The sequence below is a fragment of the Pseudalkalibacillus sp. R45 genome (genome assembly GCF_052246725.1).
GTDB lineage: Bacteria > Bacillota > Bacilli > Bacillales > Fictibacillaceae > Pseudalkalibacillus.
This window is the reverse complement of the sequence record NZ_JBQQCL010000008.1, coordinates 98,729-121,209: the sequence shown is the minus strand read 5'-3', so window position 1 is coordinate 121,209 and position 22,481 is coordinate 98,729. Positions and strand designations below refer to the sequence as shown.

General features: G+C 42.3%; 30 protein-coding genes and 1 pseudogene. 22 read left to right on the top strand and 9 right to left on the bottom strand.

The window, feature by feature from the left end; translation table 11 throughout:
• Positions 1–2: 2 nt before the first annotated feature.
• Positions 3–401, top strand: a complete 399-nt coding sequence (locus ACTWQL_RS15040) for a hypothetical protein (RefSeq protein ID WP_443143249.1) — start codon at positions 3–5, stop codon at positions 399–401.
• A gap of 13 nt (positions 402–414) precedes the next feature.
• Positions 415–567 carry a hypothetical protein gene (locus ACTWQL_RS15035; protein ID WP_443143248.1) on the top strand — a complete coding sequence of 51 codons (153 nt, stop codon included), beginning with the start codon at positions 415–417 and terminating at the stop codon, positions 565–567.
• Positions 568–629: 62 nt separating this feature from the next.
• On the opposite strand, the gene clpP is transcribed toward ACTWQL_RS15035, so the two are convergent.
• Both clpP and ACTWQL_RS15025 read right to left on the bottom strand, forming a co-directional pair.
• Positions 630–1,214 (bottom strand): ATP-dependent Clp endopeptidase proteolytic subunit ClpP, encoded by a 585-nt coding sequence (gene clpP, locus ACTWQL_RS15030; RefSeq protein ID WP_443143247.1) that lies wholly within the window; start codon positions 1,212–1,214, stop codon positions 630–632.
• A 26-nt stretch (positions 1,215–1,240) separates the two neighbouring features.
• Positions 1,241–1,930, bottom strand: coding sequence for a sigma-70 family RNA polymerase sigma factor (locus ACTWQL_RS15025; RefSeq protein WP_443143246.1), 690 nt, complete (start codon positions 1,928–1,930; stop codon positions 1,241–1,243).
• Between the two features lie 138 nt (positions 1,931–2,068).
• On the opposite strand from ACTWQL_RS15025, the gene ACTWQL_RS15020 reads away from it, so the two are divergent.
• The 10 genes and pseudogenes from ACTWQL_RS15020 (at position 2,069) to ACTWQL_RS14975 (ending at position 6,998) form a co-directional block, all read left to right on the top strand.
• Positions 2,069–2,929 (top strand): TVP38/TMEM64 family protein, encoded by an 861-nt coding sequence (locus ACTWQL_RS15020; protein ID WP_443143245.1) that lies wholly within the window; start codon positions 2,069–2,071, stop codon positions 2,927–2,929.
• 88 nt (positions 2,930–3,017) lie between these two features.
• Entirely contained in the window at positions 3,018–3,389 is a 372-nt protein-coding gene (locus ACTWQL_RS15015; RefSeq protein WP_443143244.1) for a VOC family protein, read from the top strand.
• Between the two features lie 3 nt (positions 3,390–3,392).
• Positions 3,393–3,809 carry a VOC family protein gene (locus ACTWQL_RS15010; RefSeq protein WP_443143243.1) on the top strand — a complete coding sequence of 139 codons (417 nt, stop codon included), beginning with the start codon at positions 3,393–3,395 and terminating at the stop codon, positions 3,807–3,809.
• Positions 3,810–3,827: 18 nt separating this feature from the next.
• A complete protein-coding gene (locus ACTWQL_RS15005) occupies positions 3,828–4,229 on the top strand; it encodes a DUF1648 domain-containing protein (RefSeq protein ID WP_443143242.1) in 402 nt (133 codons plus the stop codon).
• Positions 4,230–4,243: 14 nt separating this feature from the next.
• Positions 4,244–4,749, top strand: a pseudogene (locus tag ACTWQL_RS15000) (GNAT family N-acetyltransferase).
• Positions 4,746–5,198: a hypothetical protein gene (locus ACTWQL_RS14995; protein ID WP_443143241.1), complete on the top strand. Its 453-nt coding sequence runs from the start codon at positions 4,746–4,748 to the stop codon at positions 5,196–5,198. The pseudogene ACTWQL_RS15000 and the gene ACTWQL_RS14995 overlap by 4 nt, the downstream one beginning before the upstream one ends.
• The gene (locus ACTWQL_RS14990) at positions 5,096–5,467 is read left to right on the top strand and encodes a hypothetical protein (protein WP_443143312.1); all 372 of its coding nucleotides are present in this window, start codon (positions 5,096–5,098) and stop codon (positions 5,465–5,467) included. Before ACTWQL_RS14995 ends, ACTWQL_RS14990 begins: the two co-directional genes overlap by 103 nt.
• Positions 5,468–5,556: 89 nt before the next feature.
• Positions 5,557–5,703, top strand: coding sequence for a hypothetical protein (locus ACTWQL_RS14985; RefSeq protein ID WP_443143240.1), 147 nt, complete (start codon positions 5,557–5,559; stop codon positions 5,701–5,703).
• A gap of 527 nt (positions 5,704–6,230) precedes the next feature.
• Complete coding sequence (locus tag ACTWQL_RS14980; RefSeq protein WP_443143239.1) at positions 6,231–6,509, top strand: ArsR/SmtB family transcription factor; 279 nt, start codon at positions 6,231–6,233, stop codon at positions 6,507–6,509.
• Between the two features lie 105 nt (positions 6,510–6,614).
• Positions 6,615–6,998: a VOC family protein gene (locus ACTWQL_RS14975; protein WP_443143238.1), complete on the top strand. Its 384-nt coding sequence runs from the start codon at positions 6,615–6,617 to the stop codon at positions 6,996–6,998.
• A gap of 105 nt (positions 6,999–7,103) precedes the next feature.
• Here the strand turns inward: ACTWQL_RS14975 and ACTWQL_RS14970 are convergent, their stop codons facing one another.
• From ACTWQL_RS14970 to ACTWQL_RS14955, 4 genes are all read right to left on the bottom strand, one after another.
• Positions 7,104–8,510, bottom strand: a complete 1,407-nt coding sequence (locus tag ACTWQL_RS14970; protein ID WP_443143237.1) for a DUF4179 domain-containing protein — start codon at positions 8,508–8,510, stop codon at positions 7,104–7,106.
• Positions 8,491–9,030, bottom strand: a complete 540-nt coding sequence (locus ACTWQL_RS14965; protein ID WP_443143236.1) for a sigma-70 family RNA polymerase sigma factor — start codon at positions 9,028–9,030, stop codon at positions 8,491–8,493. The genes ACTWQL_RS14970 and ACTWQL_RS14965 overlap by 20 nt, the downstream gene beginning before the upstream one ends.
• Positions 9,031–9,222: 192 nt before the next feature.
• Complete coding sequence (locus ACTWQL_RS14960; protein ID WP_443143235.1) at positions 9,223–9,681, bottom strand: SRPBCC family protein; 459 nt, start codon at positions 9,679–9,681, stop codon at positions 9,223–9,225.
• Positions 9,674–9,991, bottom strand: a complete 318-nt coding sequence (locus ACTWQL_RS14955; RefSeq protein WP_443143234.1) for an ArsR/SmtB family transcription factor — start codon at positions 9,989–9,991, stop codon at positions 9,674–9,676. The genes ACTWQL_RS14960 and ACTWQL_RS14955 overlap by 8 nt, the downstream gene beginning before the upstream one ends.
• A gap of 179 nt (positions 9,992–10,170) precedes the next feature.
• Here ACTWQL_RS14955 and ACTWQL_RS14950 point away from each other — a divergent pair, with 179 nt between their 5' ends.
• Positions 10,171–11,382 (top strand): M14 family zinc carboxypeptidase, encoded by a 1,212-nt coding sequence (locus ACTWQL_RS14950; protein ID WP_443143233.1) that lies wholly within the window; start codon positions 10,171–10,173, stop codon positions 11,380–11,382.
• A gap of 140 nt (positions 11,383–11,522) precedes the next feature.
• On the opposite strand, the gene ACTWQL_RS14945 is transcribed toward ACTWQL_RS14950, so the two are convergent.
• Complete coding sequence (locus ACTWQL_RS14945; RefSeq protein ID WP_443143232.1) at positions 11,523–11,720, bottom strand: hypothetical protein; 198 nt, start codon at positions 11,718–11,720, stop codon at positions 11,523–11,525.
• A 132-nt stretch (positions 11,721–11,852) separates the two neighbouring features.
• On the opposite strand from ACTWQL_RS14945, the gene ACTWQL_RS14940 reads away from it, so the two are divergent.
• Positions 11,853–12,407, top strand: coding sequence for a DNA topology modulation protein (locus ACTWQL_RS14940; RefSeq protein WP_443143231.1), 555 nt, complete (start codon positions 11,853–11,855; stop codon positions 12,405–12,407).
• A 2-nt stretch (positions 12,408–12,409) separates the two neighbouring features.
• Here the strand turns inward: ACTWQL_RS14940 and ACTWQL_RS14935 are convergent, their stop codons facing one another.
• Positions 12,410–13,246: an oxidoreductase gene (locus ACTWQL_RS14935; protein ID WP_443143230.1), complete on the bottom strand. Its 837-nt coding sequence runs from the start codon at positions 13,244–13,246 to the stop codon at positions 12,410–12,412.
• 184 nt (positions 13,247–13,430) lie between these two features.
• Here ACTWQL_RS14935 and ACTWQL_RS14930 point away from each other — a divergent pair, with 184 nt between their 5' ends.
• On the top strand, positions 13,431–14,075 hold the full coding sequence (locus ACTWQL_RS14930; RefSeq protein ID WP_443143229.1) for a C40 family peptidase: 645 nt from the start codon (positions 13,431–13,433) through the stop codon (positions 14,073–14,075).
• Between the two features lie 16 nt (positions 14,076–14,091).
• On the opposite strand, the gene ACTWQL_RS14925 is transcribed toward ACTWQL_RS14930, so the two are convergent.
• A complete protein-coding gene (locus ACTWQL_RS14925) occupies positions 14,092–14,229 on the bottom strand; it encodes a hypothetical protein (protein ID WP_443143228.1) in 138 nt (45 codons plus the stop codon).
• Positions 14,230–14,536: 307 nt separating this feature from the next.
• Between ACTWQL_RS14925 and ACTWQL_RS14920 the strand changes: the two genes are divergently transcribed.
• From ACTWQL_RS14920 to ACTWQL_RS14890, 7 genes are all read left to right on the top strand, one after another.
• Positions 14,537–16,099, top strand: coding sequence for an AbgT family transporter (locus tag ACTWQL_RS14920; RefSeq protein WP_443143227.1), 1,563 nt, complete (start codon positions 14,537–14,539; stop codon positions 16,097–16,099).
• 162 nt (positions 16,100–16,261) lie between these two features.
• Positions 16,262–17,053, top strand: coding sequence for an alpha/beta fold hydrolase (locus tag ACTWQL_RS14915; protein ID WP_443143226.1), 792 nt, complete (start codon positions 16,262–16,264; stop codon positions 17,051–17,053).
• Between the two features lie 26 nt (positions 17,054–17,079).
• On the top strand, positions 17,080–18,144 hold the full coding sequence (locus ACTWQL_RS14910; protein ID WP_443143225.1) for an SDR family oxidoreductase: 1,065 nt from the start codon (positions 17,080–17,082) through the stop codon (positions 18,142–18,144).
• A 794-nt stretch (positions 18,145–18,938) separates the two neighbouring features.
• A complete protein-coding gene (locus ACTWQL_RS14905; protein WP_443143224.1) occupies positions 18,939–20,801 on the top strand; it encodes a histidine kinase in 1,863 nt (620 codons plus the stop codon).
• Positions 20,776–21,414, top strand: coding sequence for a response regulator (locus ACTWQL_RS14900; protein WP_443143223.1), 639 nt, complete (start codon positions 20,776–20,778; stop codon positions 21,412–21,414). The genes ACTWQL_RS14905 and ACTWQL_RS14900 overlap by 26 nt, the downstream gene beginning before the upstream one ends.
• A gap of 225 nt (positions 21,415–21,639) precedes the next feature.
• Positions 21,640–21,774, top strand: coding sequence for a hypothetical protein (locus ACTWQL_RS14895; protein WP_443143222.1), 135 nt, complete (start codon positions 21,640–21,642; stop codon positions 21,772–21,774).
• Between the two features lie 4 nt (positions 21,775–21,778).
• Positions 21,779–22,321: a histidine phosphatase family protein gene (locus ACTWQL_RS14890; RefSeq protein ID WP_443143221.1), complete on the top strand. Its 543-nt coding sequence runs from the start codon at positions 21,779–21,781 to the stop codon at positions 22,319–22,321.
• Positions 22,322–22,481: the final 160 nt, after the last annotated feature.

Below are 22,481 nucleotides of genomic sequence, written 5' to 3'. Positions count from 1 at the left end.
AAGTGACTTTGATGAATTCCAAAACGTTATCCATATCGATCGATTGCAGTGTCAATAAAGCTTATGACTTCATTTCGAACCCTGAAAATTTGCCGCAGTGGTCTTTTTTCGAATCTGTGAAAAGAGTGAATGACCAGTGGATTGCTGAGACGAGTGATGGACCGATGAATATCAGGTTTGTCGATCGTAATGAATTCGGTATCGTTGATCACTTTGTTACGCCCTCCCCAGACGAATCGATCAATGTACCGATGCGGATCATACCGAACGGAACAGGGTGTGAAGTGATATTCACCGCCTTCCAGCAACCAATGATGTCGGAGGGGCAATTCAATCAGGATCTCGATCAAGTCCAACAAGATCTTGAGACACTAAAACAATTGCTGGAACAGATGACATAAAGGATGGTGTGTTTTGTCTAGAAAAAAATCAAATTACAGCAGTGGAATAGTGATTGGAACAGTCATAGGTGTCGTAATCGGTGTAATGTTCGATAATATTGCGATTGGTATCGGAATCGGTATAGCGCTTGGACTTGCATTTGAAGCAGCTCAAAAAAAGAAATGACCCACAATTAGAAAAACGGCAGCCAGCTGACTGCCGTTTCATGCTTTGCCAAGTTTTCTTTATTACTTTTTCGGCTGAATGATCTCGTCAATGATCCCGTACTCCTTCGATTCTTCAGCACTTAAGAAATAGTCTCGGTCCGTATCGATCGCGACTTTTTCAACTGGTTGACCGGTACGTTCAGCAATGATGCGATTCATATGTTCGCGTAACTTCAAAATCCTTTTAGCGGAAATTTCGATATCGGTCGCTTGGCCACGCGCACCTCCAAGCGGTTGATGAAGCATGATTTCGCTGTTTGGTAGCGCATACCTTTTTCCTTTCGTCCCTGCTAATAAGAGCATTGCGCCGAATGAAGCTGCCATGCCGGTACAGATCGTGCTGATGTCGGGTTTGATATATTGCATTGTATCAAAGATTGCAAACCCCGCTGAAGTGGAGCCGCCGGGACTGTTGATGTAAAGCGAAATATCTTTATCCGAATCATCAGCCGCAAGAAACAACAATTGCGCGACGATGCTGTTCGCCATATGATCATTGATTTCATCACTTACCATGATGATCCTGTCTTTTAGTAATCGTGAGTATATATCGTAGGAACGCTCTCCGTGGTTGGATTGTTCAATAACATAAGGAATGGTGGTCATTCTTTTTTTCCTCCTTCGTCTACAGCTTAAGCTGCCATCGAGAGGGAGCTTGAAGGAGAGGTGAAGTTCATAAGCTTCGACTTCGGTTGTGTCTGTGCAGGGAAGAGTACCGGTATGATATGGATCAGCACAGTAGGATCCTCAGACCGAATTGCTTCGGTAAGTATGGTTCTCAACATTTCTGCCTCACCATCGATATCAAATTTTTGAACAGTATTCAGGTCCTCTTCCGCAACCAGCTTTGCGAGTCTTTTCCTAGCTCGACTTAAAGCCGCTTTGACTGCTGTTTCCGTCATTCCGAATATTTCAGCGATCTCAGTGATTTGATAACGGAAGGCGTCTTTTAAAGCAAATATGACCGCTTGCTTTGATGTAAGATTCGACATCAAATGCTCTATAAGGTCTGTCGTTTCTTCCTTGTTGTTCTCTTCATCGGTGTCTTCAGGTGTGAAACCAATCACTTCACGATTCCTTTTCCGCAGTTGGTCCATCCACAAATTGTGGGCTATCTTTTTCAATAATGCTGCATTCAGTTCAATTTTCCGCTTACCATAATGGTGTAGTGCTTTGAACAGCGTTTCCTGGGCAAGATCCTCGCCATCCCACTTGTTTTGGGAAAGGAAATGACAATAGCGGTTCAGTTTCGAATATAGTTCTTGTAGCTCTTCTGGTTGCACATCTTCACTTTGTACATGAATGCCAGGCCTGGCGTACATTTTCCTCACTCCTTCAGCTCCTCTCTACACTTTTAACGATTCAAGAAGGAAAAAAGATACGGGTGTATAAATATATTTAATACAATTGTATCCTTTACAATGATGTTCCAGCTTATCTTTTCGAGGGAGAGAAATCAGTTGATCGAACGAAAACATAAATTATCCGTTGAAATCTTTTTACACCTGATAATGGGGGTACTGATCACGTATTTGCTCATCAGCACCATGCCTACTATGCTCCCTGTATATAAATGGAGTCTTTTTAGTATATTGCTGGCACTTGTGTTGTTTGATGCTTTGATTGTTTCATTAAAAAGATGGCAGTTGTTGAAGATTACAAAGGTTGCTTTGATTTCTTTGAGTTCTTTTGTATTCATTTTACTGCTTATTTACTATTTGACAAAATTTGCAGCGTTGACGGATGCTCATGGAATCGAAAATGTGTTGAGGGCGAATGAATCGTCTGCTAAACTCATTTTCTTCTTGATCTGCATGGTGCAACCGATCATTCTCCCCATTCCGGAAGCGGTTACCATAGGTGCCGGAAGTGCTGTTTTCGGTCCGTTTTCAGCTGCAATTCTAGGTTTCCTTGGTACGATCATTGGACTCATCACGATGTTCTACATCGTACGATATGGAGGACAAAAGCTTATTTCTAAATTGGTAAAAGAAAAACATCTGGACAAGTACAGGGAATATGTCGGAAAAAATGAAACTGCAATATTAGTCCTCCTTTTCATTATTCCCATCCTGCCTGATGAGATTATCTGTGTCGGGGCTGGAATCGGAGCGGTCACCTTCAAAAAGTTCTTTATCATCGCTTCCATCGCCAAGTTCTTCACTTCCTCACTCCTAGCTTATTCTGTTCATTTAGCACAGTTGCTACCCCTGACAGGTCCGCAATTGGTTTTCACATGCTCAGTCCTTCTAGGAACGCTATACTTAACTTCTCTGGTCGTTAAAAAGTTCCTAAAAAAAGCAAAAACGTTGGAAAGTTGATGAAAACTGATATTTCTTCGGTGAAAATGAAGGGAATATAAGGGAATTATTGAACTAAATAGTGATGAAAAGATAAAGGAGTTAACGTATGGGGAATTTGACTGGTGTAACCTTTCAAGTCAGAGTAAAGGATTTTGAAAAAGGTATGGAATGGTATGGCGTATTATTCAACCGCAAACCAGACTTCATTCCACATGAAGGTTTTGCTGAATGGGAGTTGCTTCAGGATACTTGGATTCAATTGGCTGAAGGCACTCCTGCAATCGGAAATGGACCAATACGGATTGGTGTAACGGATATAAAAGCAGAAAGAAAACGACTCATGGAAGAATTAGGTATTGAACTCGAAGAAGTCAATACCCGGGAAGGTGTCCCAGCAGCCTGGTTGACATTCGAGGATCCAGACGGAAATCTGATCGGGTTGTTTGAAGATCTAAGTGCAACTGGAAAGGAGTTTTGAAAAATGAATGAAAAACTATTACGCGTCGGTACCACCTATATTCCTGTAAGTAATGTAGCGAGAGCAGCAGAATGGTACGAACTCAAGCTTGGAGCAGAGACGAATTATCAGGATCAAAACAAGGCGATCATGAATCTAGCAAACCAGAGCTTCTTCTTAGTGAAATCAGACACAGATCAGTCTGCGAATTTTAAAGATGCAGAGGGGGATGAACGCTTTTCACTGACATTTGAAGTGAACGGGCTGCATGCGCTGGAATGGCTTCATCAAGAGTTCCTGAAACAAGATGTGAGAGTGGGAGAAATCGAAGACCGAGGCCACTCCGGGAACAACTTCGTCTTCTATGACCTGGACGGAAACAAATTCGACGTTTGGAGTGAGTTGAGCCCAGAATTCAAGGAGAAGTATCAGATTACATAGAAAAGTGGGTGGGTCATTGTGTATCTTGTAATGCAATGGTCCTCAATACCAAATAAGGTTCCTGTCCATTTTAATTTTGCAGGGGAGCCGGATAATTGGGGGCATAAAGGACTGATATGGCTCCTGCTTTTTATAGGTATCAGTATGTGGATTGGTTTGACGTTTTTAGAGAAATATCCACATGTGTATAACTATATCACTCTGACCGAAGAGAATATTGAAAAACAATACAAGAATGCCAGTATGATGATCAACGTCATCAAAAATGAATTGTTGATCTTGTTCGTTCTCCTTACATGGCGGACTGTTCAGGTTGCAAAAGGTAGCCATGAAAACCTCCCAGGGTGGGATTTACCTGTCATCCTGGGCATTCTGTTTATAACATTGGCATTCTTCATCAACCGATCGTTTCGTTTATAAAGGGGATATCAACAATGGACGTCGTTTCAACAAAAGAATTGAACAAAGAGAAAATAAGCAGCTTTTTCATAGAACATTGGGGAAGCACACAAATGGTGCTTTCCACAGGCACCTATCATTGTGAGCAACTCGATGGATTTGCGATCATTGAGGATGATGGGGCACTTACGGGATAATTACATATATCATCGAAAAAAACGAATGTGAAATCATATCATTGGATAGTCTCAAAGAAAAGCAAGGAATTGGAAGTAGGATATTACATAAGCTGGAGAACTATGCAAAAGAAAAAGATTGCAACCGCGTCAAACTCATCACGACGAATGATAACATTCATGCATTAGGATTTTATCAGAAGCGGGGATACCAGCTCACAGACATTTTTCTGAATGCAGTTGTTGAATGCAGAAAAATCAAACCAGAAATACCGTTGTTTGCTGACAATGGGATTCCAATCAAGGATGAAATCTTGTTGACTAAACCCATAATAACAACCTATCAAGGAAGGACAACGAAATGATGAAAGTTGCTAAAGAGTATACATTGTCAGAGCGATTTGAGGTTGCGTTCAATCGAATCCATGAGTCTCTGAAGAAAATGATCAAGATCAATACGGACAAATTCTCTGCCCTTGTACGACACGGAAGTAAGCATAAAGTGATTTCTACATTCCATGAAGAACTCTATCAATATAGCAAGTTACGAAATGCTTTGGTACACGATAAAACAAAACTAGGATTCTACGTTGCTGAACCGCATCCGGAAGTTGTCGCACGAATTGAAAAAATTGCTGAGATTCTTCAAAACCCAATTATGCACTTACAATCGCAACAAAAAATGTCATCTGTTTTGACTATGAAGACAGCATTGAATTTCTGGTCCATCAGATGCGTGACTACTCCTACGCTCAATATCCCATCTATCAAAACAAAGAGTGCATCGGTCTTTTATCAGCCAGCGCACTTGTAAACTGGATGGCAGACCACGTCGTAAACAGCATTGTCGATCTCTCAAACTATCAGATCAAAGACATCCTTGAATATGAAAAGGATCATCCAGTCGCTTTTGCACGGAAATCAATCAACATTTTTGAAATAGAAGATTTGTATGAAAGCTACCATCAAAACGGAGATGACCTTGAAGCCGTGATCATAACAGAAAAAGGTGAAAAGGATGAAACCCCGCTTGGTGTCGTGACAGCCTGGGATCTTATCGAAATCGATTATAAGGCAGAGTGATAGACTAGGAGACAATAATTTGGAAAAAGGGATAGAAGCAGTAGTGACCGTTTTATGAAGATGAACAAGATAGGGGGAATCGGTTAAGTATGGCAATAATATTTGTAACAGGCTTATCAGGTGTTGGTACTTCTAGTGCATTAGAGCAATTAGAAAAGGAAGGATACAATGTAGTCGATACGGATTATGGATACATAAAAGTAATAAAAAACGGGGAAATTGAAGAAAAGGTTTAGGATGAAGAAAAAATAAGGCAATTGTTAGAGAAGTATAATCAAGCGCATTTATTTATTTCAGGCTGTTATTCAAATTAAGGGAAATTTTATAAACATTTTAAAAATGTAGTTTTGCTCAAGGCTGAGTTAAACGTAATGCTAGATAGAATAGATAAAAGAACTTCCAATAATTATGGGAAGAGCCCGGAAGAAAGGGCAGAGGTAATAGATAGTTACGAAAACGTATTACCATTATTAGAAAAAAGTTCTGATATTATCATTGACACAACAACTGATGGAGTTGACGAAGTGTGTAGACGATTGAAAGAATTATTATAGAATATTTTTTTTATTTCAGGAGCTTTAGTTACTCCATATAGGGGCCGATTGCTTAACAGAGTGGTCGCTTCTATCAACAACCTACAAGATGCTTATAAATATAAGTTTATATTTCTATGAAATAAAATTACATGATATGGTTCCCTTTTCATGCAACCATACGATTGCTTTTATTGACAAGTAACTCAATGGTTGCTTATACTGGATATATGAATTGGGACAAAGACACTATATTCAAAGCACTTGGCGACTCGACTCGGCGGCTTATATTAGATGAACTATCCGAACGCAACGAGCTGACGTTGTATGAACTTACGGCACGTCTCATTATGAAGCACGACCTTACCATTTCACGACAGGCGATCGCTAAACATCTTTCTACATTAGAAGATGCAGGGCTCGTAAAATCAATACGAAAGGGGAAATATCGAGTACTAATGTTTAACAACGAACCACTTAAAAACTTACTGAAAGGATGGGTAGAGTAATTTTATAATACCGGAACAGGACTTTCTGACGATGAGGAATTTTGCGCCCACCAGATTGTTCGCACAGCACCATCCGTCACAATTAACAAGGGAGGAAAAAGCAGTATGAAAATCGTTGTTACCAGTATATTCGTACAAGATCAAGACAAGGCACTTGAGTTTTATTCGGAAAAGTTGGGGTTTATAAAAAAGGAGGACGTTCCTGCCGGAGAATTTAGGTGGATAACCCTTGTTTCTCCCGAGGAGCAGGACGGGACCGAGCTTTTACTCGAACCGAATGACCATCCTGCCGCTAAAGAGTATCAAAAGAAGATAGTTGCCGATGGTATCCCAGCCACAATGTTTGGCGTTGCAGATGTTCGCAAAGAGTACGAACGTTTATTGGAAAAAGGCGTGAAGTTTACTATGGAGCCGACAGTAATGGGCGGAGTAACAATAGCTGTCTTTGACGATACATGTGGCAACCTTATTCAAATCGTGCAGAAGTAATTTCACGAGGGGTTAATTGAATACCCCCACGTGAAGAACGGGTGTACTCCTATTGAGTATGCCTTTTTTTACTCAATAGAATGAAAGAAGGCTTCAGCCTATTCCTTATTTTAGATTTATTTTTAGTGGGTTCAGCTTTACTGGTTTGTCGTTCAGACTCAAAGTAGGGAACGGAACGAGTAGTGAGTATTCCCGAATATCGGTATTCTCACCAATATTGAAGGATGATTGGTAACGCATATCGTCTTTATTAAGGACTTTGGTATTATTGCTACGAATTTCATACTTTAACATTTTTTCGATGTCGAGTTTACCGTCCTTGTTCTTTTGGACCCGTTCTGTTGGAATCAGTTGAACAAATTCAGCAAAATTCAATAGGAGATCATTACGGATCTGGTCTTTTTCAAGATTATCGATCTTGAAATCTATTGTTACTTCACCATTTTCTTGTTTGAAATTTTCTACAGTAATTTGATAATCAAATCGATTGCTCTTTATTTTTATCGGCGCATTCGTATCTAATGTCTGGTGGACCTCCTGGTCATAAAGTTCAGTTTCAGCATAGACCATCAGAGAATCAGCATTTTCGTCTATCTTATTAGGAAATAACTCACGTACTGTTTTATGGACGAACCCGTCTTTTTCTTCTACATGAAGTATATCAGCATGGAACTTACCTAATCTTTTTTCATTATTATCAAACACTGTCACATTCAAGTTGTCCTCTTTTTCAGGAACCGTATAGGAATACTCGATCGTGGTAGTGGCTTCACCTTTTATAATCGAGTCAATCTTAAGTTGGAAGGTCCCATCCTTTGAAGCGGTGTTTTTATTGACTTGAATTTCTTCACTAGGAATACGCTCTACCGGAACGTCAAATTTCCATTTGCCATCTACATCTGCCAAGTGGGTAAATGTTAGCGGAAGTGTAAAATCATCAGCAATACGTTCATTAGGGTTGTAGAACTCAATCGATCCGACAAAGTGATCGCCTTCCTTTTGAAGTCCCGAGCTGCCTGATCCCCATTGGTTGTGATCTTTCCCATCAAATGTTTCGTAAGCAAGGCCGCCAACAGGCCGGTTTCCTTCGTCCATATGTACAGTGGTCAATTGGTCACCATGCGCCTCGAACGTTACTCCGATGATGTTGCCATCATAGTAAGCGCTGGTAATGGTTACATCAACACCATTATCGGACGCTTTCTGATTAAGCTCTGTGACGAGATTACTAGTGAACAATTGATTTCCGACTGAAGGGGCATGTTCATAAACAGCACTTAAGAAGGGAACCTTAGCGAGAACTTCAGTCACCGGTGCAAAAAGAAATCCTGATGCAAGTACAAGTGAAGCAGCGGTACTAGATAAAATTGCACTGGCTTTGATGGATTTTTTACGTTTGTGAAGCTGTTTTTCCTTTTTCCCATCACCGATTCCTTTAGAAATTGCAGCATAAACCTCGTTTTTTGGTACATCTATTTTCTTTGTCTCTTTTTCAAACCAATCCTTGTTCATAATTGGGAGCTCCTTTCAAAGCCTTATTCAGATCGGATTTTGCGCGATGAAGATACGTTTTGATCGTGCCTTCCGGGCGGTCCATGATTTTCGCGATATCCTGGATAGACCGATCCTGATAATAAAATAGGATGATGACAGATTGATAGTCTTCCTTTAGTCCTGAAATTGCCTTGACCAGGTCGATATGATCTTCAACATTGGATGTACTTCGATTGGCTATAGCCTCAAAAAACGCATCCCCGGTCAGAAGGATCCTCTTTTTTTTATTTAAAAATTCGTAAGCGGTATTCATAAGGATTTTGGTGAGCCAGGTGCTGAAATACTCCGGATTCTTGAGTTGGTCGATTGCAACGTACGCTTTGCAAACTGTTTCCTGAAGGAGATCGAGTGCATCCTCCTTGTTTCGGACATAAAGGAAAGCTGTCCGATAGAGTTTGTCGCTTTCTTGCTGGATCAGCGACTCAAAGGCTTGTTCATCGCCCTTTATCGCTTTTTTTACGAGTTGGATATGTAGCATGTGCTGCCTCCTTTCACTACATTAGAGAGGGTAGGGGTGAAATAAGTTTCAAAAAGTTTATGATTATGTACGTTGTTTTGTTATTAAAGCATAAGAAAACGGCTGCCTGGGACAGCCGTTATATTCAATATTCAAAACTGAAGGATCGCTTTCAAAACCTCTGTTTCTTTAATTAAATGGGTGATGCAATTATTAAGCATGAACCGCTGGCAATGTTTTCCCTGTTTCGAGATAACTTTTCAAATTGCTCAATATTGCTGGCCAGCCGTTATTATATCCTCTGAAAGTATCTCTTTCTTCGGTATAGTCTACTTCAAGTAGGTTTTCATGGATCAAAGTCAGCTTGACAGTGTCATCCATCGGTGTCAGCTCGAAGGTAACGATTGTTGGTTGACTTCGTTCATTCGGATCTTCTGGATGGATCCACGTGAATGACAGTATTTTATGTAATTCATATTTTATGACCTTCCCATAGATATCAAGCTCATCATTTTCACGGAGATATTTAACTTCGGCTCCTTCTTCCCAATCCGATTGGACTTCACGCCCGAAGAAATACTTTTTCGTGAATTCACCTGAGGTTAGTGCTTCCCATAGCTTTTCAGGTGTTGTTGCAATATATGTAGCATAGACAAATGTGTGGTTACTCACTTTCATCATCCTCCAATTCGTTTTTAAATACTTGCAGGGCTTCGATACGATGACGATCAAACTTTCCAATCCATCGTTCATAGATCTGAGAAATTGGTTCTGTATTCAAATAGTGGAGCTTGGACCGTCCTTTCCAGACCACGACAATAAGATTGGCATCTTCTAAAATGCTTAGATGCCGGGTGACAGCCTGGCGGGACATATCCAGATACCCGCACAATTCACTTAGGGTCTGGCCGTTTGTTCTGTATAACTGGTCTAGTAACCTTCGTCTGCTTGAATCGGCAAGCGCCTTGAAAACCTTTTCCATGTATTCATTATATGCAACAATTTAATTGCATGTCAATTATGTATGACTTATCACTCGTTCAAAACGTCCTAGTCCTCATTTTCAAGGCATGACGAATGTTGTGTTTTATCGTAATAAAAAGGAGATCGAAATATGAAAAAGAATGTAAAAAAAGATAGAAAATGTTTGGGAGGGATTCGATGTTAAAAAGGAACAAGTTTATTATGGTATTCAGCTCGCTCGTATTGTCAGTTGGATTACTCAGTCCGGTCCATGGAGATGCACAAACCAAAGGCTCAGGAACTCCAGAAACCCAAAATTATGCTATATCAGGGTTCATAAGTCATGAAGAATTAAGTGAAAGGTTAGGGCAGATTGAGAATAGCAGTGATGGTCGAGTGGATGTCGAAGTTGCTGGCTATTCCAATCAGGAACGTGAAATTTATACTGCAACGGTGGGAACAGGCGATAAAGTATTATTACTTCAAAGTGAAATTCATGGAAACGAAAAAACAGGCACTGCAGCATTGTTGAATATCCTTCAATATCTTGGTTCAAATAACTCCCCAGAAGCAAAGGAAATCAGGGAGGAAGTTACTATAGTAGCGATGCCGATGGTCAATCCAGATGCTACAGAACTGAATCGAAGAGGAAACGATTTATCGTGGAATGAGGTTGTTGAAGATTTCCCTCAATTGAGTGGTGTAGAACCATCGTGGAATTATTACACCTATCAAAACGAATATTGGGACTATGCCTCTAATCCAGGGTTTGATGTCAATCGTGATTTTAACCCTGATCTTGACTATACCCCTCAAGCAGAGGATTTTCCGGGGAATTCATCTATGCCAGGGTGGTACATTACACCTGAAGCACAATCTGTAAGGGACGTATATAAAAGTTTAATCGAGGATTTTGGAAAAGTAGATGTGTTTGTCGACCTCCATCACCAAGGAGTCTACACGATTGAAGGAAGCGGAGAACCAGTAACCCTTTCCATTTCAGGCGAATTCATCCCTGATCCTAATAGTTCGGAAGGTGAGAAATATAGTGAATATGCAGATCAATATGATGGAGAGTTTTCAAAACAATTGAATGTTGCTGCTTATGATGCTCTTCAACAAATGGGAAATTCGCCTTTCGGAAATATTTCACTTTATCCTCAAGGACTTGATCTTCCTGGAACTGCACTCGGCTCTTTTGCCTTGAATGGCAGTGGGGCTGTGCTTTTTGAAGTGACGGGTCAGACCCAAAGCTTTGGCCAGAAAAAGAGAGGACAGCTAGTGAATGCCGTTGAAACAGGCCTTTTTGGAATCATTAATGGTGTAGCTTCTGGTGATGTCTACGAAATCAATGCTGATGAATATGATGACATTCCTCTGACGGACCGTGATCAAAACTATGGATTTTAAATGAGGCTGACCTATAAGTGTCTGACTCTCCGAACTTAATAACATTTTGAGAGAAATTGTGTTTATGATACAAAATGTTATGTTGGAGGTGTCAGACACTCTTCTTTTGTTTTGGATCAGCCTGTTTATCATAGTTCAGATCAGTTGTCACCGCCGCCCAGTCCACCGCCGCTGCCACTGGAGTAACGGTTGTCCCCCATGACGTAGTTCGAACTTTCACCCGATTTTGCATTAGGATTCATTGAATGCTGTGATGTATTTTTATTTTTCTTCCGTCTCCAATCAATGATACCCGCAAAGGCAAGCAAAGCACCAAGAAAACCGAAAAACCAACCCATGAGATCGCCCCTTCCTGCACAGTCATATATTTATTTAAACCCAAATAAATATATGTTGCAGTTTATCTACTATTATATTAACATTAAATTCCATTATTGTCGTAGCCTACTGGGGTAAAGGAGGTCGTACGAGTGAAAAGAATTGCGATTGTCGGCTGTGGTGGTGCCGGAAAATCGACGTTATCCAGAAAGATCGGGGAAATCCTTACGATCGAAGTCATCCATTTGGATCGCTTGAATTGGCAGCCAGGCTGGGTTGAAACACCGAGGGAAGAGCTGAAGAAAAAGCAGGAACAACTTGTGAAAAAGGATCGCTGGATTTTTGACGGAAATTACGGGGCGACGATGGATGTACGGCTACAGGCCGCAGACACGATTGTGTTTCTGGATATGCCTCGGCTGACATGCATTTATCGGGTCATAAAAAGAAGAATCATAAACCACAAGAAAACGAGAGTGGATATGGGTGAGGGGTGCCCCGAGAAACTTGACCTGGAATTCTTGAGGTATGTTTGGAACTTCACCAAGTCACGACGGCCACAATTGTTAAAAAGGCTTGAGAAATTTGAACGTGAGAAACAAGTGATCATCCTCAGGACGAAAAAGGACGTAGAATTGTTCCTCGAATTAGTCCATCAACAGAAGATGATGCAGGACGAAATCTGTACGAGTTCAAGTAAACAATAAATCTACTTCAACAGCTTGGTTAAAATGATTCGCTCCAATGTTTTCCACGGAAGGATCGTCTTTAAAAATAGATTCATTTTCACACCTTTACCAATGGGATATCGGAGTTTCGGTGTTTTCTTTTGGGTTGAGAGACGAGAAACTAGCTCAGCGACTTCCAGCGGATTTCCCTGTGAGTCCTTATCGCGGTTGATGTTCTCCATGATCGCTTCTAAATACGGATGATAGGGAGACCTCGGATCAAGTGGTATGTCATCGAGTGCAGACCAAATATTCGTTTTATAGGAGCCTGGTTCAATGAGCACGACATCGATGCCGTGGGGCTTCAGTTCAAGACGGAGACTTTCGCTGAATCCTTCAAGAGCATGCTTTGATGCTGCATATGGAGATAAGCCCGGAAAACCGAATCTTCCACTGATGCTGCTGATATTGATGATACGTCCGCTCTGGTTTTTCCGCATGTATGGCAGTACCGTTTGTGTGACCTCGATCAAACCGAAGACGTTCGTTTCAAACTGGAATCGATAGTCCTCTATGGACAGTTCTTCACAAAACCCGCCTGCTGCAAAACCTGCATTATTCACCAGTACATCGATACGCTCAAACGTTGAAAGGGAATCCTCCAACCGGCGAATGGATTCAGCAGATGTGACATCAAGTTGATAGGGATGAATCAAATCCGCCACTTGATATTCCGCTGCCAATTCTAAAAGAGGTTCAACTTTCTCTAAATTTCTCATTGTACTAATGACCTCGAATCCAGCCCTTGCCAGTTCGATTGCAAACAGCATGCCGAATCCGCTCGAGGTCCCTGTGACGATAGCGCGTTTTCGTTTCATGATCGATCTCCTATCTGAGTCTTATGTATGAGTGGGATACATCTTCAATATAGACTTCTCGTTGGAGGAATCCAACTCCTTTCCTACAAATTGTTATTCTGATGTAATTTTTTTAAAATCGCTGTGTCATATTCAACTGGTAATATTGGACAGGTACGAAACTTGACATAAGGGAGATGTAAGGTTGAAAAAATTAACAGCAGGGTTAGCATTGGCAGGAGTTGTGGCATTCAATCCAATCGTCGGACATGCAGCACTTGGAGACCAGACATTGAAACCTACAATGGAGCATTCAGACGTACAAGAACTTCAAGAAATCTTAGATGAAAAAGGGTACTTTGATTACAACAAAACAACGGAGTATTACGGCGATTACACGACAGAAGCTGTGAAGGAGTTCCAGAACGCCAAGGGACTTGCGGCCGATGGGATCACTGGAAAAGAGACTTACAAAGCGCTGGGGATTTTCAGTAAAGAAGCGATTGTCGATACAGCGAAAAAATATGAGGGTACACCTTACGAGTGGGGCGGTGAATCACCAGATGGATTCGACTGCAGCGGTTATCTTCAATACATTTTTGACGAGGGTGTAGGGGTCGAGCTTGACCGTACCGTCGCTCAAATGTATGAGGATGGAAAAGAAGTCAGCTCTCCAGCCATCGGAGATATTGTGTTTTTTGATCTGGAAGGCGATGGACCAAGCCATGCAGGCGTCTACATCGGAAAAGAGAAATTCATGCATGCTTCATCATCGGAAGGCGTAACAGAAAGTGACCTCGACAGCTCTTATTGGAAGGACCGTTACATAGGAGTTAAGCGATATCGGTAAGTTTGAGAGATGATCCTCAATGGGTCATCTTTTTGTTTGGCTCTTTTCTAAAAGATTGTTGTTTTTGAGTCATTTTAAAAAACTCACCTTGTGCAAGTTGATTGGAGAGCAAGGTGCGAGACTCCTGCGGGATCAGCGGGACAGGTGAGACCATTCAATGTCGCAAGGCGACGAGTGGGCTCACCGCACGCCCCGCGGAAAGCGAGCATCCTGGAGCGGAAATCAATGACTTTCAAGAGCAACAAAGTTTGCGAAAACAGCCTTTTGTTTTGAAAATAATTCTTCCTATCATACCTCGATTTCTTTTTTGGCGCTTTTCCAATGGTTTTTTAGGCCAAACGTCCATACCCCACCCCTTTTCAACGAATACGTCTTTACAATAATACAAAATATTCAGACAAAACAACGTCTGGACAATTTTCGCCATCATATTCGTGGCACACATTAGGGGAGGGATTTGTATGAATGTTCCAGAGGGACAACTTGAAAACAAACATGCACAGACGAACAAGAGAGGTCTTTTTAACAAATTCCTCGATTGGGTTGAGAGGTCCGGGAATAAGCTTCCGGATGTCTTGACGTTGTTTGCCATTTTCACCGGAATGATTCTACTGGCATCATTTATTGCCGGAAAACTGGGATGGAGTGCTGAAAATCCAGCTGATGGCAAGACGGTTACGGCAGTGAATCTATTGGACGGTCAAGGGATCGTCCGGATTCTCACCGAGATGGTCAACAACTTCATGGCTTTTCCACCATTAGGTTTGGTGCTTGTCGTCATGCTCGGGGTAGGGTTGGCTGAATCGACCGGACTCGTTTCTGCCTTCATGCGGAAAGTTGTCCTTGCATCACCGAAGGTTTTGATTTTACCGATCATCGTATTCATCGGGATTTTCGGAAATGCTGCAGCAGATGCAGCATTGATTGTACTTCCGCCAATTGCAGCACTCGTTTTCATGACGATGGGCCGTCATCCGATTGCCGGACTTGCTCTCGGTTACGCGTCAGTAGCGGGTGGTTTCAGTGCCAACTTGATCTTAAGTATGCTTGATGTGCTGCTTGCTGGATTTACAGAGTCAAGCGCCCAGATTGTTGATAAAAATTATGAGGCGAATCCAGCCATGAACTATTACTTCTTGATCGCGTCGACGTTTGTGCTCGTTCCTGTAGCAGTTTTCGTCTGCTCGAAAATCGTTGAACCACGACTTGGGGAATATACACTCAATGCGAAAGTCGAGACGAAATCGAAGCTTACCGATCATGAACGGAGAGGTCTCGTTTGGGCTGGGGTATCGATAACGTTGTTCATCGCACTCTTATGTTATTTGACGATTCCCGAAAATGCCTTGCTACGGAATGCCGAGACAGAATCTTTAGTTGAAGATTCGCCGTTCATGAACGGGATTGTTCCCATCATGTTGTTCTTCTTTTTCCTGCCAGCACTATTCTATGGAATTGGAGCAAAGGAGATCAAGTCGGATAAAGATGTCGCAGAGCACTTGACGAAAGCGATGGCAGGCATGGGTTACTACATCGTATTGGCATTTATCGCCGCCCAGATGATCACCTACTTCAACTGGAGCAACCTCGGAACGATCATCGCCATCAAAGGTGCCGATCTGCTTCAGAGCACGGGTATGACAGGACTGCCGTTATTGGTCGCCTTCATTTTGTTCTGTGCACTCGTGAATCTATTGATTGCCAGTTCATCGGCCAAGTGGGCATTGCTCGGTCCGGTTTTCGTACCGATGTTCATGTATCTCGACTACAGCCCGGCCTTCACCCAGATGGGTTATCGGATTGGAGATTCAATCACGAACGCCGTGACTCCAATGCTTCCGTATTTTGCGATCTTGCTGACGTTTGCTAAGAAATATGACCCTAAGATGGGTGTCGGGACATTGATTTCGGTGCTTTTACCATATACAATCGGATTTGCAATCTTCTGGACAATCTTGTTCGCCATTTGGTACATGCTAGGCTTGCCGCTCGGACCAGGCGAATATATCCATTTGAATAAATGAGCGTAAATAAAGCACCAGTTCCCAGTTGGAGGCTGGTGCTTTTCATCAGCAGTAAAAACTTGGATGTGGTGGTAGTTTTGATAATTTCATGAACTACAACAATTATCGATCGATTTCGACTATAATGGATGAATATGCAGAAATAGAAGGGGACTAGGGCTATTGCTAGAATTTAAACTTTTCAAGAAGGCGGGAGCAGAGCATGTGGTTTTGATCCACGGCATCGGCGGGAACTCCAATATCTTCTATAAGCAGCTTAAGGATTATCGGAAACGTTATAACGTGGTTGCGATCCACTTACCTGGACACGGGAATTCACCTGATGTCCATGAATATGAAGCAGAATTATCATTCGATCTCATTACGGATGAAATCTTTAAAGTAATGGACCATCTACATATTAAAAAGGCGCATTTTGTAGGGGTATCCTTAGGGGCGATCATCATCCATCACCTTATGAAAAAGTACCCGAAACGGATGAGCAGTGCCGTTTTAGCTGGAGCGATCACACGTTTCAACTTCATGTCGAAGCTATTGATTACAACAGGGGAAATCGTAAAAAGGTTCATTCCCCATATGTGGCTTTATGCGCTATTTGCAAAAATACTCATGCCCCATAAGAACCATACACAATCGCGCTCGATTTTCATCAATGAGGCGAAAAAGATGACCCGGAAAAATCTGCTGGCGTACTTTGCATTGAACGATAAAGTTGGCCACTCGTATCAGTTCGTTCAACAGATCGCAAAGGATGTACCGAAGCTATATATTTCTGGAGAGGAAGATTACTTTTTCATCAACTTTTTACGTAAAGATATCGCTGGCGATCGGAATGCCTCGTTATCCATCATCGATCATTGCGGGCATGTGTGCAATATAGAAAAACCGAAAGAATTCAACAGGCTGTCTTTGGATTTTCTCGATAAAAACATGGACAAGGCAGCCTCGATGTAAGTGAATCAACATAGGAGTGAGATTGATTGAACATATTTTTAACTGGTTCGACCGGCTTTTTAGGGGGAAAACTGATTCGGAACTTGATTGAAGGCACGGATCATCATCTTTATCTACTATTTCGAAATATAAAGAGAGCTGAAAAGGTAATAGCAGGCTTTACGAAGGAACAAAGGAAAAGGATCCACCTTATACAAGGAGACATCACCGCACCTGAATGTGGGTTGGATTCGAAGGATACGGTGCCTTTGACGGGTAAAATCGATGTCGTCTATCATCTTGCTGCTCTCGTCAAGTTCGAAGAGGAGTTAAGGGATGACTTGTTTAAAATCAATTATGAAGGCACGAAGAACATACTTGATCTGGCTGCCAAATTGGGAGCGAGGAAGTTCTTTTATGTAAGTACTGCTTATACAGTAGGGAAAAGAACGCTCGGAATTGAAGCGCTTTACGATCAGAACGAGGAATACAACAATCCGTATGAAGAAAGTAAAGTCCAGTCTGAGCATCTTGTAAACTCTTACGGTGATCGGTTGGATGTGTCGATTTTCAGGCCAGCGATCATCGTTGGTGACTCGAAGACAGGTGAAGCGGACTCTGCTTTCACACTTTATGGTTTCATGCGTGCGCTTGAAATTTTTAAAAGAAGAACCATCCGAGCAGGACGCAGCCATCAACTTTACAGACTGGTAGGTGCGATGGAAGGTACGTCGAACTTCGTCCCGGTGGATTATGTAGCGGATCTTTTGGGGCACGCACTTGAGACGGCGGAGCCTGGTAAAGTCTATAACATCACCAATCCGAATCCACCGACGAATGCTGCGATTTTGACCTGGATTCAGCAGGCACTAGAAATTAATAATCTATCGATCGTAGACATTGATGAGGAGCATGATCTTAGTGAAGAAGAATTGCGTCTTAATGGGATGATCGAAGTATTTGCAGCATACTTGAAGAGTTCAATTACCTTTGAAGATGAAAATACACAAAAATTGATTGCAGGTTCTCATATCAAACACTTGAATCTTTCAGATGAGGCGATCAAGATGATCATCAATGCCTACTTCGAAACAAAAGCTGTACCTGCTTGATAGCATGCCCAGAGGTGGCGCCAGCATCAAAATTGATGCGGCCCGCCTCTTTTTTTATGGGGTAACTTTGGACAGGAGAAGGTGGGAGAAGCGCCATCCTGTCCGAACTTGGGATAACTTCGGACAGTAGAGTGTGGAAAACGCGAGCCCCTGTCCGAACATGGGGTAACTTTGGACAGGAGAAGGTGGGAGAAGCGCCATCCTGTCCGAACTTGGGATAACTTCGGACAGTAGAGTGTGGAAAACGTCGAGCCCCTGTCCGAACATGAGTTAACTTCGTACAGGAGAAGGGTGGAAAAAGCGTCACCCTGTCCGAACACGGGATAACTTCAGACAGTAGAAGGTGGAAAAAGTGCAACTCTGTCCGAACCAACTGATAGCAAAACAAAAAAAGCCCCTTGTTGGTCAGACAAGGGGAGGGGGAGGTCATAATACTATACGATGCTTTAAGTAAAGCATTTTCTCTATCTTTGAACTGCTTTGATACATATGTACCCAGACCATTAACCAGCAAAACCAAGTAAATTCTTCCATATATCAAAGGTACTAGTTGGATTTAAATCCTTGGTTGAATTGGTTATGATTACGGGATTTGAGATAATGGGTCCTACCGAATCCCTTATTGGTGGGATAGGACCCGGAATTGGTTAGTGGAATACCATTTTACTAGTTCCGGGTATTTTAATGGATTCTTATCGCTTTTCCTTGTAAAAAGATGGTTATTCTTTATTGTTTGATAGTTTCAATGTAAAATAAAAAGTGACAGAAAATTACGATAAACGAAGGGGGATGAAATGGGGACTGATTTACAGCTTCAAAAAAAGGAAACATATGCGAATCTATTCGTGTCGTTCATTTCGATTCTTGGTGTAGTTGCTATCGGATTTTCCGTCTATATGGCTGACCTGCCAGGAAATCTTATGGTCTTACTGCTTTTCGTGCTGTTCCTCTTTTTAACAGAATTCTTTCCAATGGCTGTTTGGAAAGGGCACAGCTCACTAAGCTTTCCACTCATCTTCACATTTTTTCTCGTGTATGGCTTGCCAACAGTCGTAATCACCTATGCACTAATCGTAATGACAGTGAATTTCGTCCAAAAACGTCCTCTGAGGATTTTGTTTTTCAACCCTTCCCAGTTGGTATTGAGCTTCATAGGAGCGATTTATATATCCCGTTTCATACATGGAACATTCATCTCGGACGAACCATTCATACCCTTTGCATTGCTTTCCATGGTGATGATCACCGTTCTCTATTTTGTAATCAACAATATTCTAGTCGATCTCGTTTTGCTCATCAGACCACAAGTATATCCTTTACGACTATGGATGAAGAAGTTCAAATCAGAGTCGGTCAGTGCAATCATCTCGATCAGTTATATCGGTGTCATGCTTTATCTCGGAAATCAAAACCGGGGTAGTGTAGTCGATGTCTATTCCTATTTCTTCTTTTTCTCACCTCTGATCGGTCTTGCTCTGCTAAGCTCATTTATCGCACGGATCCAATCGGAACGGAATCGCTTGAATGCACTGTTCAACATTTCGACTGAACTGAATCGCTTGCTGCCATCCAAGGAATGGGTGGAATCCATCAGGACAAGCTTGAATGAGTTTGTGGAAGCGGATGCGAGCATTTTGTGGGTAAAAGAAGATGGAGAATGGAAAGTCCGGTTTCAACACGGACAAGTAGCCAAAGGGAAAATAGATTGTACCGAGGAAGTTCGCCATTTTGATGGCGTTAAAGAACCAATGGTTTTTCAAAATCGAAAAAAAGATCCTGGGCTGACTCCCGTTTGTTTTGATCATGCTATAAAAGCAATGGTCTATGCACCGATTGTCCTTGATGGTAATTTGCTCGGTATGCTGGCTGTTGGAAGGACCCGAAACAATAGCTTCCGCAAAGAGGATGTCCAATCGATCGCGACTCTGGCAAACCAGCTTGCAGTTGTCATAAAAACAAGGATGCTGATCATGGAACAAGAAAAGCGGACGGTCTTGGAGGAGCGGAATCGGATAGCACGCGAAATCCATGATGGGGTCGCACAGTCCCTTGCAGGAGCTGTCATGAAGCTCGAAACGGCTGATCGGAAATTCTTACAAAAACCACCTGAATCCCACCATCTTGTCAAAGATAGTCTCACCAAGCTTAGGCATAGTCTCAAAGAAATCCGGCAATCGATCTACGCGCTGAGACCCTATGAAACTGAAAGGGTCGGATTGACGCAAGCGGTTTTAAAACGAATCGATGTCATCAAACAGGAGACTGGGCTTGACATCACCTATGAAGAAAGAGGGAACCCGATTTATCTTAGTCCAATGGTGGAAAAAATCATGTTCGATATTTTCCAGGAGAGTCTCCAGAACATCATCAAGCATGCAGAGGCTACAAAAGTCAATGTACTGCTCAGTTATCAAAAGGAACACGTACTCCTTAAAGTGACAGACAATGGAGTCGGTTTTTCATTGCTCGACGCGATGGTGAAGGCGAAGAACGACCCGCATTTCGGGATCCTGAGCATGAACCAGCAGGCGGATAAAATTGAAGCTGTCTTGCAGATTGATAGTAAAGAAGGAAAAGGTACAGAAATCAATTTAACGATCCCGAAGCTCGGGTTCGAAGGAGGAATGGAAGATGATCAACGTCATGCTAGTGGATGATCACGCCGTTTTACGGGATGGCTTGAAAAATATTTTCGAAATGGAAGATGACATCCAGGTCGCCGGGGAAGCGGTCAACGGAAACGAAGCCGTTGAAGTGCTCAAAGATATGAAACCGGATGTCGTATTGCTCGACATCAATCTTCCTGATAAAAACGGTGTAGAACTGACTGCAATTTTTAAAAGAGATTATCCCAACATCAAAGTTTTGATTCTAACGATGCACAGCATGGACGAATATTTCATGGCCGCGATCCGTGAAGGGGCTGATGGCTACCTGTTGAAGGACGCACCTTCTGTCCAAGTCGTCGAGGCGATCCGGACTGTAGCGAAGGGCGAATCCATCATCGATCCATCTTTGACGAAAAAACTCCTCGGCTATTACAACCAGAAGAATGAGACAACAGATAAATCGGAGCTGACAGATCGGGAAAAAGAAGTGTTGATGTGTCTTGTTGATGGTCTAAGCAACAAGGAGATCGGAGAGAGGTTGTTCATCAGCGACAAGACTGTGAAAATCCATGTCAGCAAGATTTTCAAAAAAATCAACGTGAAGAGCAGGTCCCAGGCCATCATCTACGCTGTCCAAAACCAACTCGTTCCATTACCTTGAGCGGAGGCTTCTCTTTTTAGTGAAAGAGAAGCTTTTTTATTGATTTGGTATTATGTTGTTGTGGTGAAATAGGTGTCTATTAGTGTAAAAGTGTACTATTCCGCCGGATTATGCTCTAAACCGGCCGGATTACCATCCGTTTTGGCCGGAATCGTAGTGAAAGCGGCCGGATTAATTATGAGACACGGAGATTTCTGTTAAACTCGTTGGTAAGGAGTGAAGATTTTGAAAAGAATCCGTATGATTTCACTCGGTTTGATCATTATTACTGGATGTAGCGGACCAGGAGATAAGACTGAGGTAGAGGTCGGCGATCCGAATGCACCGCCTCCTGAGGACGGAATGAAAGGAGAAGACTAGGTCCATGAAAAAACTCTTTATAGTAAGACATTGCAAAGCTGAGGGACAGCCGCCTGAAGCCCCGTTGACAGAGAAAGGACGCAACCAGGCGGAGGAACTCGCGGAATTCTTCTCAACGATCCCGATTGACCGGATCATTTCCAGTCCATTCACACGAGCGCAACAATCAATCGAACCAACGGCAAAAGTTTTGAAGATGGCAGTGGATACAGATGACCGTCTATCTGAGCGAATTTTAAGCACGGAAAATTATGATGATTGGCTTGAAAAATTACGCCATTCTTTTGTTGATTTGTCGATGAAATTGCCTGGAGGGGAATCAAGTCAGGAGGTGATGGACCGGGCAGAAACTTTGATCTTAGAGCTGAAAGAGCGAACAGAACAAAATATCATCCTCGTCACGCACGGCAATCTGATGACCTTGCTGCTGAAGTATTTCGATGATACATACGGTTTTGAAGAATGGAAACAGCTCAGCAACCCGGACGTATACCGAGTTTCATTTGAGGAAAATGATCACAAGTTGGAGCGGCTATGGGATAAGTAAAAAAAAAGGAGGGAGGCGTGAATTCGCCTCCTTTCCCTATTGTTTTTGTTTGTTAACTCATGCTGGAATGCGATCCAGACGAAAACACGCAGGGAGGAACCTGTGTGGAGGCTTATGAATCGTCCGAAAAAGCGGGGGATCTATCAGTGCTTAAAAGGAA

Bases quoted from the DNA above. Each gene is read 5' to 3' on its own strand.
- ACTWQL_RS14965 (WP_443143236.1), bottom strand. From the start codon at position 9,030: ATGCTACATATCCAACTCGTAAAAAAAGCGATAAAGGGCGATGAACAA.
- ACTWQL_RS14950 (WP_443143233.1), top strand. From the start codon at position 10,171: ATGTTAAAAAGGAACAAGTTTATTATGGTATTCAGCTCGCTCGTATTG.
- ACTWQL_RS14920 (WP_443143227.1), top strand. From the start codon at position 14,537: ATGAATGTTCCAGAGGGACAACTTGAAAACAAACATGCACAGACGAAC.
- ACTWQL_RS15010 (WP_443143243.1), top strand. From the start codon at position 3,393: ATGAATGAAAAACTATTACGCGTCGGTACCACCTATATTCCTGTAAGT.
- ACTWQL_RS14955 (WP_443143234.1), bottom strand. From the start codon at position 9,991: ATGGAAAAGGTTTTCAAGGCGCTTGCCGATTCAAGCAGACGAAGGTTA.
- ACTWQL_RS14900 (WP_443143223.1), top strand. From the start codon at position 20,776: ATGATCAACGTCATGCTAGTGGATGATCACGCCGTTTTACGGGATGGC.
- ACTWQL_RS14905 (WP_443143224.1), top strand. From the start codon at position 18,939: ATGGGGACTGATTTACAGCTTCAAAAAAAGGAAACATATGCGAATCTA.
- clpP (WP_443143247.1), bottom strand. From the start codon at position 1,214: ATGACCACCATTCCTTATGTTATTGAACAATCCAACCACGGAGAGCGT.
- ACTWQL_RS14980 (WP_443143239.1), top strand. From the start codon at position 6,231: ATGAATTGGGACAAAGACACTATATTCAAAGCACTTGGCGACTCGACT.
- ACTWQL_RS15015 (WP_443143244.1), top strand. From the start codon at position 3,018: ATGGGGAATTTGACTGGTGTAACCTTTCAAGTCAGAGTAAAGGATTTT.
- ACTWQL_RS14985 (WP_443143240.1), top strand. From the start codon at position 5,557: ATGGCAATAATATTTGTAACAGGCTTATCAGGTGTTGGTACTTCTAGT.
- ACTWQL_RS15025 (WP_443143246.1), bottom strand. From the start codon at position 1,930: ATGTACGCCAGGCCTGGCATTCATGTACAAAGTGAAGATGTGCAACCA.
- ACTWQL_RS14945 (WP_443143232.1), bottom strand. From the start codon at position 11,720: ATGGGTTGGTTTTTCGGTTTTCTTGGTGCTTTGCTTGCCTTTGCGGGT.
- ACTWQL_RS14935 (WP_443143230.1), bottom strand. From the start codon at position 13,246: ATGAAACGAAAACGCGCTATCGTCACAGGGACCTCGAGCGGATTCGGC.
- ACTWQL_RS14970 (WP_443143237.1), bottom strand. From the start codon at position 8,510: ATGAACAAGGATTGGTTTGAAAAAGAGACAAAGAAAATAGATGTACCA.
- ACTWQL_RS14890 (WP_443143221.1), top strand. From the start codon at position 21,779: ATGAAAAAACTCTTTATAGTAAGACATTGCAAAGCTGAGGGACAGCCG.
- ACTWQL_RS14975 (WP_443143238.1), top strand. From the start codon at position 6,615: ATGAAAATCGTTGTTACCAGTATATTCGTACAAGATCAAGACAAGGCA.
- ACTWQL_RS14925 (WP_443143228.1), bottom strand. From the start codon at position 14,229: ATGGTCTCACCTGTCCCGCTGATCCCGCAGGAGTCTCGCACCTTGCTC.
- ACTWQL_RS14995 (WP_443143241.1), top strand. From the start codon at position 4,746: ATGATGAAAGTTGCTAAAGAGTATACATTGTCAGAGCGATTTGAGGTT.